We start from the raw sequence: 12,559 nt of genomic DNA on the forward strand, positions 1-12,559 counted from the left end.
ACAAGCTTTCCAGGAGAGGAGCGCCGTCGTGCGCCGCACCGTTTACACCGAGGACCACGAGGCGTTCCGGGAGACCATCCGCGACTTCATCGCCAAGGAGGTCGTGCCGGTCTACCCGGAGTGGGAGAAGGACGGCCACGCGCCCAAGGACTTCTACCTGAAGCTCGGCGAGCTGGGCGTCTTCGGCATCGAGGTGCCGGAGGAGTTCGGCGGCGCGGGCATGACCGGCTTCAAGTACCAGGCCGTCGTCACCGAGGAGTGCGCCCGCGCCGGCGTCAGCTTCGGCTCCGCCGGCGTGCACACCGGCCTCTGCCTGCCGTACATCATGGAGTACGCGAACGAGGAGCAGAAGAAGCGCTGGCTCCCCAAGTTCGTCTCCGGCGAGATGATGACCGCCATCGCCATGACCGAGCCGGGCACCGGCTCCGACCTGGCCGGCATGACCACCACCGCCAAGCTCTCCGAGGACGGCGCCCACTACGTCCTCAACGGCGCCAAGACCTTCATCACCGGCGGCGTCCAGGCCGACCTGGTCCTGGTCATCGCGCGCACCTCCCCGGCCACGCCGGAGGACCGCCGCGGCGGCCTGTCCATCCTCTGCGTCGACACGACCCTCCCGGGCTACTCGGTCGGCCGCAAGCTCGACAAGATCGGCCTGCGCACCTCCGACACCGGCGAGCTCTCCTTCGTCGACGTCAAGGTCCCCGTCGAGGACCTCCTCGGCGAGGAGGGCAAGGCCTTCTCCTACCTCGCCCACAACCTGGTCCAGGAGCGCCTCGCCATCGCCGTCGGCGCCTACGCCTCCGCCCGCGCGGCCGTCGACCTGGCCGTGGCCTACACCAAGGACCGCAAGGTCTTCGGCCAGTCCGTCGCGTCGTTCCAGAACACCAAGTTCGAGCTGGCGGCCTGCGAGGCCGAGGTCGACGCGGCGCAGGCGGTCGTCGACCGCGCCCTGGAGGCCTTCGAGACCGGCGACCTGACCCCCGCCGACGTCGCCAAGGCCAAGCTGTTCACCACCGAGGTCTGCAGCCGCGTCGTCGACCGCTGCCTCCAGCTGCACGGCGGCTACGGCTACATCCTCGAGTACCCGATCGCGCGCCTCTACGCGGACAACCGCGTCTTCCGCATCTACGGCGGCACCAGCGAGGTCATGAAGATGGTCATCGCCAAGTCGCTCGGCCTGTAGTCCGGGCCTGCAGTCAGAGCGTCGGCAGGACGACCGAGGGGCGCGGGGATCTCTCCCCGCGCCCCTCGCGCGTCCTACGCGACGTCCCCGACGGCGGCGGCGACGTTGTCCGGGCCGCCGGCCCTGCGCGCGAGCGCGACCAGCTCCCGCACCGCCGCCTCCGGGTCCTCGGCCGCGACCAGCGCCCGGCGGATCTCCGCCTCCGGCAGCACCGCCGAGAGCCCGTCGGAGCAGAGCAGGTAGCGGTCGCCCGGCTGGGCCTGACGCGTCGACACGTCCACGCCGCTGCCCTCCCGTCCGTCGAGCGCCCGGGTCAGCAGCGCCCGCTGCGGGTGCGCGGCGGCCTCCTCCTCGGTCAGACGGCCCTCGTCGACCAACGTGCGGACCTGGGAGTGGTCCGTGGTCAGCCGGAACAGCTCTCCGCCGCGCAGCAGGTACGCGCGCGAGTCGCCGACGTGCACCAGGGCGAGCTCGGATCCGGCCCACACCAGCGCGGTGAGCGTCGTCCCCGACTCGTCCAGCCCGGCGATGTCGCGGTTCGCCGCCTCCACGGCGGCCGGCAGACCCGACTCCGGCGGACCCGACAGGGCTTTCAGCGCGTCGACGGCGAGTGTGCTCGCCCGCGCGCCCGAGGGGCCGTAGCCGTCGGCGACGGCCAGCAGGCCCGGGCCCGCGTGGGCGGTGTCCTGGTTCGTCTCCCGGACCAGGCCGCTGTCGGACGCGGCGGCGCAGCTCAGGCTGAGGACAGTGGTGTTCATCGTGGCGGGTTCCTTCCCCTTCAGATGGTCCGCGAGGAGGTGCGCCAACCGGCGTCGGGACTCGGTGTCGTGCTCGACCTGCGCCCAGTACGCGGCGACCTCGGCGGCCGCCGCCTCGGGCGGCAGCGTGCAGACCGAGGTGATCCGCGCCAGCGGCATGCCGAGCAGACGCAGCCGGGCGACCAGCCGGGCCCGCTCCAACTGGGCCGGCTCGTAGTACCGGTAGCCGGACGCCGGGTCGACGTGCGCGGGACGCAGCAGCCCCAGCTCGTCGTAGAGCCGCAGCGCCTTCGGGGTGAGCTCGGCCAGCCGCGCGAAGGCTCCGATGGTCAACGGCTCCGCCATGTCCCGCCCTCCTCGCACCGGGCCCGACCCGGGCCCGATGCCGACGATGCTGCGCCTTGCCCCAGGGTGAAGGTCAACGACCGCCCGGCGTCCCGCTACGCCGACGGCTCCAGCAGGGTCTCCCGCAGCCGTTCGACCAGGGCCTCGTCCACGCCGAGGCGCTTCTCCGCGTAGCCGCGCACCGAGCCGTAGTCGGCGGTGAGACCGGCGAGGAAGCGCTCCATCACCTCCGCCGGCGCATGGCCGTAGTCGGGCCAGGTCGGCTCGCTCCCGTGGTTGGCCACGTGCGAGGCGCGCAGCAGCGCGCGGATCCGGTGGGTGAGTTCGAAGTCGGCGACGATGTCGTCCTCGTCGACGCCCAGCAGGGCGAGGACGGTGGCGGCGAGCTGGCCCGTACGGTCCTTGCCGGAGGCGCAGTGGAAGACCAGCGGGCCGGAGTCCGGATCCGCGATGACGTCCAGCGCCCGCCGGATCTCCGCCACGCCGTCCTCGGCGACCTCCCGGAACCGCTCGGCTAGGTAGGGCCCGGCCTTGACCTCCGGTCCCAACGTCGCCTGGTCGTACGGGCGGTGCTCGATGCTGAGGTGGTGCCAGGTCACTCCGGTCCGCTCGGGGACGCGGCCGCGCGCCTCGATCTCGAAGCCGTGGCGCAGGTCGATCACGGTGCGCACGCCGAGCGCCGCGAACGCCGACAGGTCGGCCTCGCTGGTCAACTTGCCGAGCGAGTCGGAGCGGTAGAGCCGCCCCCAGCGCAGCGGCCGCCCGTCGGCGGCGCGGTAGCCGCCCAGGTCACGGAAGTTGTGCAGAGCCTCGAACGCGATGTGCCGGTCAGGTGTCGACATGCCGCCACCCTAGCCAGCATGATCACCGCCGTCAGCCCTGCGCCGACCGTCAGCCGGCCTGGCGGCCGGTGAAGGCGAGCAGCCGCTCCAGCGCGGTGGCGCCGACCGGGGCGGGCAGCTCCGGACCGAACGCGCCGGTGGCGCGGGCCTGCGGGGCGAGCCGCTCCGCGGCCGCCGCGGCCGTGGCGACCACGTCGTCCGCCGCCTTGAAGCCCTGCCCGGTGGCCTGCGCCAGGTCCCAGCCGTGGACGGTCAGCTCCAGGACCGCGAGCTCGCCCTCCCGCACCCCCTCGCCCTCCCACGCGGCCGGCTTCGACCAGGCGGCGACGAGCCGGTCGACGACCGGCGGATACACCCGCCAGGGCGCGTCCGTCAGCGTGACGGGCGCGCCCTCGGGGACGGGCTTCCTCGCGGCGGCGTAGGTGCTGCGGACCATCGTGGCGAGCAGGTGCTCGCACAGCCGGTGGACGTCGAGGCGCCCGCACGGCGTGGGCCGCCCGCGCTTGCCCGCCAGCCGGCGCTCGGTCGCGAGGTCCTGCAGCCCTCGGGCGGCACGGGTGAGCCGGTCGGCCAGCTCCACAGGGGTGGGTTCGTACTGCATGGGACGGATCTCCTCCGGCGAAGAGCGATGGTGCGCACGCCGCAGCCCAGTGTGTCGGCAACCGCCTGGAACCGCCTCGCGACGGCGTGCCATCCGTGGTGGGATGGGAACGAGTCGACGGGGAGGCCGCGGAGCCAAGGAGGCGGAGCCGTGACGATCACCCCCGAGGGCGCCGTCGTCATCAAGCGGCGGATCAAGGCCCCGCCCGAGACGGTCTACGCCTGCTTCACCGAGCACGACCGCCGGCTCTCCTGGCAGGGCGTCGAGGGCTACTTCGAGCCGCGTCCCGGCGGCGTCTACCGGCTGCGCGTCGTCGGCGACGCGATCGCCGCCGGCACCTTCACCACGGTCGAGCCCTACCGGCGGATCGTCTTCTCCTGGGGCTGGGAGAACGAGGGCGACCCGGTGCCGCCCGGCAGCAGCCAGGTCAAGGTCGACCTCGCGCCGGACGCGGAGGGCACCGCGCTCACGCTCACCCACTCTTCGCTGCCGGAGCACGCCCGCCTGCCGCACCAGGATGGCTGGGAGCACTACCTGGCCCGCCTCGCCGTCCTCGCCGAAGGCGGCGACCCGGGCCCGGACCCGTGGATGCAGGAGGCCGAGGAGGCGGAGGAGAGCGACTGAGCCGCCGCAAATTGACTCGCGTGCCACCGTCGCGGTCACGGAGACTGCGGACATGGTCGCCGATTCCCCTCGTTCCCAGACAGACCAGCCCTCCCAGACGGACCGTCGTTCCCGGACAGACCGGCACTCCGACGCCTTCCGCGCGCACTTCGACTCCCGGGGCTATCCGGTGGTGGACGTCCGCACCGGCTACGCCGGCTGGGTGGACAGCTACGAGGACACCGTCGAGGACCTGATGGACGTCGACGTCCTCGCCTCCCTCACCGTCCCGCGCTGGCGGGAGCTGCCGCGCGCCGCCGACCTCGGGTGCGGCACCGGCCGCACGGGCGCCTGGCTGCGCGCGCAGGGCGTGGGCACGGTCGACGGCGTGGACCTCACCCCGCAGATGCTGGACCGGGCCCGTGCCCGGGGCGCGCACGAGAGGCTGGTCGAGGCCGACCTCGCGGACACGGGGCTTCCCGGCGACGCCTACCCGCTGGTGATCACGTCGCTGGTCGACGAGCACCTGCCGGACCTCCGCCCGCTCTACCGCGAGGCGTTCCGGCTGGCCGCGCCGGGCGGACTGTTCGTGCTGGTCGGGCTGCACCCGCAGTTCATCATGACGGCCGGGATGCCGACCCACTTCACCGCCGCCGACGGCACCGAGACGGCGATCTCCACGCACCTGCACTACGTGAGCGACCACGTCGCGGCCGGTCTCGCGGCCGGGTGGACGCTGGCCGAGCTGCGCGAGGAGCCGGTCGGGGACGCGTGGGTGGCGCGCAAGCCGAAGTGGGAGCGCTTCCGGGGCGTCCCGGTCTCCGCCGCCTACGCCTGGCGCAAACTTGTCTAGTCAAGCTTGTCTAGTCAAGTCTGAGCCGCCCGTCCCATAACTTGTCCAATCAAGTTTGGTCCGCATTCTTCCGAAGGACAACGTCGGCCTGTACTTATGTCCCGTCCATGACGCACAGCCAGCACCACCTCACGACGGGACGAGGTACACCATGCGACTGCGCCGGAGCGCTCTCGGCGGCCTGACCGCCCTCCTTGGCACGCTGATCTTCGCCGCCCCCGCCCCTGCCGCCCAGGCGGCGGGGACCAGCGGCAACCTGATCGTCAACGGCGACGCCGAGGCCGGCGGGTACTGCACCAACGACTGGAGTGCGGCCACCACCGTGCCCGGCTGGACCACCCAGGCCGGCGGCATCAACGTCATGTGCCAGTCGGTCGCCTCCTTCGGGCTGCCCAGCGACGGCAACACCCCCGGCAAGGCGTTCTTCGCGCCGGGCAACTTCGGCGACGGCTCGATGAGCCAGAACGTCGACGTCTCCTCCGCAGCCTCGGCGATCGACGGCGGCGGCGTGCACTACAACCTGTCCGGCTGGCTCGGCGGCTGGACCGTCTACAGCGGCTACGTCGCCGTGAGCCTGCACTTCCAGGACGCGAACGGCAACCCGGTCGGCGCCACCGCCAAGCTGCCGACGGTCTCCGCCACCGACCGCGGCCTTTCGACCAAGTTCCTCTCGCGCAGCGCCACCGGCTCCGTGCCCGCCGGAACCCGGCACATCCAGGTCGAGGTGCAGTTCCTCAGCACCTCCCACGAGGCCGGCTACCTCGACAACCTGTCGCTGACCCTGGACACCCCGGTCGCCGCCCCGGTGCTGACCGCGCCGGTCTCCCAGGTGCCCGGCTACGACCACGTGTTCACCGTCATGATGGAGAACACGGACTACTCCGAGGTCATGAACGACCCGACGGACACGCCGTTCATCCACAGCCTGATGGCCAAGGGCGCGACGATGACCGACTCGCACGCGGTCTACCACCCCAGCGACGAGAACTACCTGGCCATCGCGGGCGGCGACACCTACACCCAGGGCGCCACCTACTTCCCGAACATCAACTCGCCCGAGCGGAACCTGGGCGACACGATCGAGGCCGCGGGCAAGACCTGGAAGGCCTACGAGCAGGGCATGGTCACCCCCTGCAACAAGACCAGCGGCGGCTCCGACAGCTACTACGAGCCCGACGACGCGCCGTTCATCAACTACACCGACATCAGCGGCAACCAGGCCCGCTGCGCGGCGCACCTGTTCGACACCACGCAGCTGACCACGGACCTCAAGTCGGCCGCCACCACGCCGAACTTCTCCTGGATCGCCGCGGACGACTACTACGACGGCGAGTCCTCCGGCAACGGCAGCTCCACCAGCCTGAAGACGCAGGACGGCTGGCTCCAGCAGACCCTCGCGCCGATCATGTCCTCCCCCGCCTGGACCCAGCAGCGTTCGCTGATCCTGCTCACCTGGGACGAGAGCGAGAACGAGGGCTACGACCACGTGGCCACCGTCGCGGTGGGCTCGCAGGGCACGGTGCCGGCCGACACCACCAGCCCGACCCACTACGACCACTACAGCGTCGGCCGCACCATCGAGTCCGCCCTCGGCCTGCCGGGCCTGACGGCGAACGACACCTACGCGACGCCGCTGAACGACGCGTTCGCCCCGTCCACCGCGACCACCCCGACGCTGACCGGCGACCTCAACGCGGTGAGCAACGGCGGCAACGTGACCTTCCGCTACTCGCTGCCGTCCACCGCGCAGGTCAGCGCGAAGAACTGGATCGGGATCTACCCGGCCGGCGTGAAGCCCGGCGCGCAGTCCTCGCTCACCTGGGCCTACACCCCGAACCAGAGCGGCGCGGCCACGTTCTCCACCAGCAAGCTGAGCGGCGCGGGCAGCTACGACGTGTACTTCCTGGCCAACGACGGCTACGGCGTGCTGGCCGGACCGTTCCGCCTGACCGTCGGCTGACCGTCGGCTTGGTCTGACCTGAGCGGAACCTGACGCCGCCTCACCTATTGACGCCTGCCTGCGGACCCTGTGAAATGCCCATGGCGTTGAACTTCGTTTGGTCCTGTTGACTTCTGTCAGGGAAGGGTCACCATGCACCGAAGGGTCCGCACTTTACTGACCGGCTGCACGGTGCTGGCATCGGCGCTGCTCGGACTGGTTCCGGGCAGCGCCGATGCGGCGCATGCCGAGTCGAACGGCGTCGCACCGATGCCGCCGATGGGTTGGAGCAGCTGGAGCTTCATCCGCAGCAATCCCACTGAAGCGAACATCGAGGCACAGGCCCTGGCGTTGAAGAACAGCGGCCTCCTCGCCCACGGATACCGGTACGTCAACGTGGACGACTTCTGGTACCTCAACCCCGCGAACACCGTCGACTCCTACGGCCGCTGGGTCACCGACGGCAGCCGATTCCCCGACGGCATGGGCGCGGTGGGCTCCTACGTCCACAACCTCGGCGAGAAGTTCGGGATGTACCTCACCCCCGGCATCCCGGTCGCCGCGTACAACCAGAACACGCCCATCCAGGGCACCAGTTGGCACGCCCGTGACATCGTCTCCAACACCACGGGCTACGAGACCAACTACAACTACGGCTCCGGGTCGATGTACTACATCGACTACAACAAGAACCCGGCCGCCGCGCAGGCCTATCTCAACTCCTGGGCCGACCAGTTGGCCTCCTATGGGGTCGACTACCTGAAGATCGACGGCGTCGGCGACTGGGACGTCGCCGACATCCAGCACTGGTCCCAGGCGCTGAACCAGAGCGGCCGCCCGATCCACCTGGAGCTGTCCAACAGCCTCGACCCGGCCAACGCCGCCACCTGGCGCCAGTACGCCAACGGCTGGCGCGTCGAGGGCGACGTGGAGTGCTACTGCGGCTCCGGCTCCTACCCGCTGACCGACTGGAACAACGTCGCCGCCCGCTTCTCGGACGTGCCCAAGTGGATCCCCTTCGCCGGCCCCGGCGGCTGGAACGACCTGGACTCGCTCGAGGTCGGCAACGGATCCAACGACGGTCTGACGCTGGACGAGCGCCGCACGCAGCTGACGCTGTGGGCGATCGAGGGCGCGCCGCTGCTGCTCGGAACCGACCTCACCAACCTCGACCCGACCGACCTCTCGCTGCTCACCAACGACCGGGTCATCGCCGTCGACCAGGCCGGCGTCCCCGCCCACCCGATGGACCAGGTCGCCCAGCAGCAGGTGTGGAGCGCGGCCAACGCCGACGGCAGCTACACCGTCGCCCTGTTCAACCTCGGCTCCGGAACCGCGACCGCCACCGCGCACTTCGCCGACCTCGGCTTCAGCGGCGCGGCCGACGTCCAGGACCTGTGGAGCGGCGCCGACCTCGGCAGCTCCACCGGCTCCTTCTCCGCCTCGCTGGCCGCCCACGCCTCCCGCCTGCTGCGGATCACCCCGGCGGCGGGCGACGCGTTCACGACGCTGCACTACAACGTGGTCAACGCCGCCACCGGCCAGTACCTCGACACCAACGGCTCCTCGCTGGTCACCGCGGCGGCGACCGGCGGCACGGACCAGCAGTGGCAGCTCGCCCCGGCCGGGAACAACGGCTACCGGATCGCGGATGTCGCCAGCGGCGAACTCGCCAACATCCCCGGCGGCAGCACCACCGCGGGCACCCAGCTGATCCAGTACCCCGACGACCACGCCGCCAACTCCCAGTGGACGTTCACCCCGAACGGCTCCGGCGGCTACACGGTCACCGCCAAGTCGGACGGCCAGGCCCTGGACGTCAGCGGCTCCGCCGTGGTCCAGCAGCCGGCGAACGGCGCGGCCACCCAGGTGTGGAAGCTGGTGCCGGTGCTCGTGCCCGGCCAGCAGTACCGCATCGTCAACGGCGCCACCGGCGGCCGGATGGACGTCAACAACGACTCCACCTCGGACAACGCCTCGATCCTGCAGTGGCAGGACAACGGCGCGGCGGACCAGCGCTGGTCCTTCGTCGCCCAGTCCGGCGGCGCGGTCACCATCGTCAACGCGAACAGCGGCAAGCTGCTCAACATCCCCGGACCGACCACCGTCCAAGGCGCGCAGCTGATCCAGTACCACGACGACGGCAACAGCAACTCCCGCTGGACCGTGCTGGACGCGGGCCCCAACCTGGTGCAGTTCCGCAGCTCCTACGACGGGCAGCTGATCGACCTGAACAACAGCGGGCGGTCGAACGGCACCTCGATCCTCCAGTGGCCCGCCGACGCGGGCGCGAACCAGACCTGGAGCCTGCTCGCCCCCGAGTGAGCGTGATTGCATGGGGGCCGTGACGACCGACGACGCCAGCCCCACGGCCAGCCCCACGGCCATCCTCACGGCCCTCCGTGCGCTCACCACGCTGACCCTCGCCTACACCGACGCCGACGGCCCCCAGGCCTGTGCCGTGCTCTACGCGGTCACCGAAGGGGGCTCGTTGGTCTTCGTCACGTCCCCCGCCACCCGCCACGGGCGCGGACTCGCGGCCGATCCGCGGGCCGCCTTCACCGCCCAGGCCGACGGCCAGCAGTGGACCGAGCTGACCGGCGTCCAGGGCCGCGGCCTGGTCCGCCGCCTCCCCGACGACAGCGCCGAACGCGCCGCGGCCTTCGCCGCGTACACGCAGCGCTTCCCCTTCGTCACAGCCGATGAACGCCTCGGCGCGGCACTGGCCGCGACCGCCCTGTGGGAGCTGCGGCCGAGTTGGCTGCGCCTGATCGACAACTCCCGCGGCTTCGGCGCGAAAACGGAATGGACAGCTCCTTGCGACCCCCGTCGCACGGGTCACAAGGGTTGAAACACCGGCCCCAGGGCATGACCATAGAACCGGATGCGGTCGGGTGCGTCCGGTGTCCCCACTGCATATGGACGTTCGTGGACGTAGCGGTTGGGAGGCGGTGGGATGGCCACACCGTCGGTAGCACCACAACCGAAGGCGCCGGTGCCGCGCCGCCGTAATCCGCTGCACCGCCGCACGGACTCGCTGCGCTTCTGGGTGCGCGTGGTCTTCGCTCTCGCCCTCGCCCTCGCCGCCGCGCTCACCGTGCTGCTCGGCCTCCACCTCTACGCGGACGGCCGCGCCGAAGCCGCCAAGCAGGCCGCCGGCCTGCACCAGGTCGACGCCGTCGCCGCGACCCAGCCCGTCTCCGCGGGCGTCGACACCTGGATCTCCACACTCACCTGGACCGACGCCGGCCACTCCTACCGCGAACAGGCCCCGGTCCCGCCCGCGACCGCACCGGGCGACCACGTCAGCATCTGGGTCAACGCCCAGGAGGCACCGCAGCCGGACCCGATCCCCGCCGTGCAGAGCGCGGGCAGCGCCGCGACCTACTCCCTGGCCGTCTTCTCCGGCGCGGTCCTGCTGCTCTCCGGCGGCTACGCCTACTCCCGGCACCGCATCGACGCCTGCGCGTGGAAGTCCTGGGAGAACGAGTGGGCCAAGGTCGAGCCGGAGTGGACCCACCGCGCCTGAGGCCGCAGGCGCGGCCGTCCCGCCCTCGTCGCCGCCGGCAGCGGATCACGCCCCCGACACGTGCGCGCTGTACTCCGCCAGCCCGTCCCCGGCCAGGTCCTCCAGATGCGCCGAGCGGCCCGTCATCGTCATCACCAGCGACAGCATCGGCCCACGGACCTCAGGGCCCTCCCCGTGCGTCCAGCCCACGTCCTCGGCCCTCAGCCGCACCCCCGCGATCCGGTTCTTCGATCCGATCAACAGGTTCGACCCCTTGAAGAAGTCCGCGGTGCGTACCAGCGCCTCCTCGGGATACACCCGCCGCAGGCCGAGCGGCCGCCGGATGTCCTCGGAGTGCACCACCGCCTCCCCCAGCATCGCCTCCGTCGGACCGGGCGGCGCCGTGGTCCGCCCCTGCGCCGCCCGGAACGCCTTGAGCGTCTCCTCGGGCGTCGCCTTCGTCCACTCCGCGACCCCGGCGGCGGAGAACTTCGGGAACCTGAACCCGGACTTCGCCATCTCGAACACGAAGCGCGGCGGCGTCATCATCGCCGTCGACAGCATGTGCCCCAGGACCTGGTGCACACTCCACTCCGCGCACAGCGACCGCGTCCCCCACACCCCGGGCGTCCGCCCGACCCCCTCCAGGTCGCTCAGCAACGCCTCCCGCTCCGCGTGAATCAGCGGCCACGGACTCCCGGCAGCACCCACCGCCATCACCTCATCGGGCCGTACCACGGGGTTCCCCCAACAAGTAGCACCGCCCGGCCCGGCCCGCGACCGCTGGTGTCCTGTCTCCACGGAGAACGCGGTGCTAGCGTGCTGGTGCTCGTTTCGATCTTCGAACGTGGGGGCGGGACCATGGCCAGGAAACAGCAGTCGAGACCGACGTCGGTACCGAAGCTCAACGACGACCGGCTGTGCTGGCTCGCCGTCCGCGACCACGTCGACAAGCACACCCGCAAGCTCGGCCTGATCGGCTGGCTCGGCGTGCTCGGCTCCCAACGCGGCCGCGGCTCCGCGCGACTGGGCGGCAACATGCGCCGCGACGAGATGAGCGACCAGAAGATGGACTACGCCTTCGCCGTCGACCAGGCCTCGGAGAACCTCACCCACGAGGAACGCCTCCACCTTCGGGCCACCGGCCTGGTGCCGGACTGGTTCCTGGCCGACATCGACCGCAGGGCCAAGGAGATCCGCAAGCAGCGCAGCTGAGGCCCGCGCTCGGCGCGCCGCACCGCGCCGCTCGGCTCTGCCAGCGCTCTTCCCCACCTGCTCTCCCGCTTCCCCGCTGGACACCGCTCCGCCTGGCCCGGAAGTGGCATGCCGCTCAGCGAATCTCGCCGGCCAACCTCTGACGGCTCATGGACGGTCCCTCAGCTTCCGCTGCCGGTCTGCGGACGGACGAACGTCGTCGTGCTCCCGGTAACGGTCGTGAAAAGGCAGGAGACCTGCCGACTGACCGTGAACCAGCCTTGGCTGGCTGGGTAGATGACCTCGTTTGCCATGCCCGTGCCTGTGGGATACCTCGTGGCTGCCGCGTTGCATCGGCGCTGCGCCTCGGCCTGCAATGCGCCGTCGTCCGTGAAGTCCGTCCATCCTGTGAGGTCGCTCGATCCGTAGACCTGGGCCTCGTGCGGTTGATCGCAGGGCACCAACTGCACAGGCGCATCCGCCTGAAGTGTGTGGTTGGGCCACAGGAAGCAGTCGCCCGTCCTCACATCGTCCAGAGCGGCGTACTGAGCGTGACTGACACCGCCTCCCGGCAGTCGGGAGGGGCCGCTGGTTATGGCAAACATGTTGATGACGACCAGTCCCCAGACAATGGACCCGACGATCCCGAGAATCGCCAGCCCCTTGCCGCGTTGGCCACTGCGCAGGACCTGGAAGAGCCCGACGACACCGCAGATCAGACCAATCGGGG

The 12,559-nt window shown here is 71.1% G+C and carries 13 protein-coding genes; 8 read left to right on the forward strand and 5 right to left on the reverse strand.

The window, feature by feature from the left end:
• Positions 1 to 28 precede the first annotated feature (28 nt).
• The gene (locus tag TR50_RS37505) at positions 29 to 1,186 is read left to right on the forward strand and encodes an acyl-CoA dehydrogenase family protein (RefSeq protein WP_042433161.1); all 1,158 of its coding nucleotides are present in this window, start codon (positions 29 to 31) and stop codon (positions 1,184 to 1,186) included.
• A gap of 74 nt (positions 1,187 to 1,260) precedes the next feature.
• Here TR50_RS37505 and TR50_RS37510 read toward each other — a convergent pair whose 3' ends face one another.
• From TR50_RS37510 to TR50_RS37520, 3 genes are all read right to left on the reverse strand, one after another.
• The gene (locus TR50_RS37510; protein ID WP_042433163.1) at positions 1,261 to 2,289 is read right to left on the reverse strand and encodes a MerR family transcriptional regulator; all 1,029 of its coding nucleotides are present in this window, start codon (positions 2,287 to 2,289) and stop codon (positions 1,261 to 1,263) included.
• A gap of 95 nt (positions 2,290 to 2,384) precedes the next feature.
• Positions 2,385 to 3,131 carry a tyrosine-protein phosphatase gene (locus tag TR50_RS37515; RefSeq protein WP_042433166.1) on the reverse strand — a complete coding sequence of 249 codons (747 nt, stop codon included), beginning with the start codon at positions 3,129 to 3,131 and terminating at the stop codon, positions 2,385 to 2,387.
• Positions 3,132 to 3,180: 49 nt separating this feature from the next.
• Entirely contained in the window at positions 3,181 to 3,732 is a 552-nt protein-coding gene (locus TR50_RS37520; RefSeq protein WP_052441783.1) for a TIGR03086 family metal-binding protein, read from the reverse strand.
• Positions 3,733 to 3,882: 150 nt separating this feature from the next.
• Here TR50_RS37520 and TR50_RS37525 point away from each other — a divergent pair, with 150 nt between their 5' ends.
• The 6 genes from TR50_RS37525 (at position 3,883) to TR50_RS37550 (ending at position 10,656) form a co-directional block, all read left to right on the forward strand.
• Positions 3,883 to 4,356 carry an SRPBCC family protein gene (locus TR50_RS37525; RefSeq protein ID WP_042433168.1) on the forward strand — a complete coding sequence of 158 codons (474 nt, stop codon included), beginning with the start codon at positions 3,883 to 3,885 and terminating at the stop codon, positions 4,354 to 4,356.
• Positions 4,357 to 4,408: 52 nt separating this feature from the next.
• A complete protein-coding gene (locus tag TR50_RS37530; RefSeq protein ID WP_084701661.1) occupies positions 4,409 to 5,188 on the forward strand; it encodes a class I SAM-dependent DNA methyltransferase in 780 nt (259 codons plus the stop codon).
• 151 nt (positions 5,189 to 5,339) lie between these two features.
• The gene (locus TR50_RS37535; protein WP_042433172.1) at positions 5,340 to 7,148 is read left to right on the forward strand and encodes an alkaline phosphatase family protein; all 1,809 of its coding nucleotides are present in this window, start codon (positions 5,340 to 5,342) and stop codon (positions 7,146 to 7,148) included.
• A 132-nt stretch (positions 7,149 to 7,280) separates the two neighbouring features.
• On the forward strand, positions 7,281 to 9,452 hold the full coding sequence (locus tag TR50_RS43750) for an alpha-galactosidase (protein WP_084701663.1): 2,172 nt from the start codon (positions 7,281 to 7,283) through the stop codon (positions 9,450 to 9,452).
• A 19-nt stretch (positions 9,453 to 9,471) separates the two neighbouring features.
• Positions 9,472 to 9,978, forward strand: a complete 507-nt coding sequence (locus TR50_RS37545) for a pyridoxamine 5'-phosphate oxidase family protein (protein ID WP_236654753.1) — start codon at positions 9,472 to 9,474, stop codon at positions 9,976 to 9,978.
• 105 nt (positions 9,979 to 10,083) lie between these two features.
• Entirely contained in the window at positions 10,084 to 10,656 is a 573-nt protein-coding gene (locus TR50_RS37550; protein WP_152648847.1) for an Rv1733c family protein, read from the forward strand.
• 45 nt (positions 10,657 to 10,701) lie between these two features.
• Here the strand turns inward: TR50_RS37550 and TR50_RS37555 are convergent, their stop codons facing one another.
• Positions 10,702 to 11,352, reverse strand: coding sequence for a maleylpyruvate isomerase family mycothiol-dependent enzyme (locus TR50_RS37555; RefSeq protein WP_042433181.1), 651 nt, complete (start codon positions 11,350 to 11,352; stop codon positions 10,702 to 10,704).
• A gap of 144 nt (positions 11,353 to 11,496) precedes the next feature.
• Between TR50_RS37555 and TR50_RS37560 the strand changes: the two genes are divergently transcribed.
• Positions 11,497 to 11,850, forward strand: coding sequence for a hypothetical protein (locus TR50_RS37560; RefSeq protein WP_042433207.1), 354 nt, complete (start codon positions 11,497 to 11,499; stop codon positions 11,848 to 11,850).
• 161 nt (positions 11,851 to 12,011) lie between these two features.
• Here TR50_RS37560 and TR50_RS37565 read toward each other — a convergent pair.
• Positions 12,012 to 12,559, reverse strand: a 548-nt coding sequence (locus tag TR50_RS37565; RefSeq protein WP_042433184.1) for a DUF4190 domain-containing protein, incomplete at its 5' end; no start/stop codon positions are given.

Source organism: Streptacidiphilus anmyonensis (assembly GCF_000787855.1).
Taxonomy (GTDB): domain Bacteria; phylum Actinomycetota; class Actinomycetes; order Streptomycetales; family Streptomycetaceae; genus Streptacidiphilus; species Streptacidiphilus anmyonensis.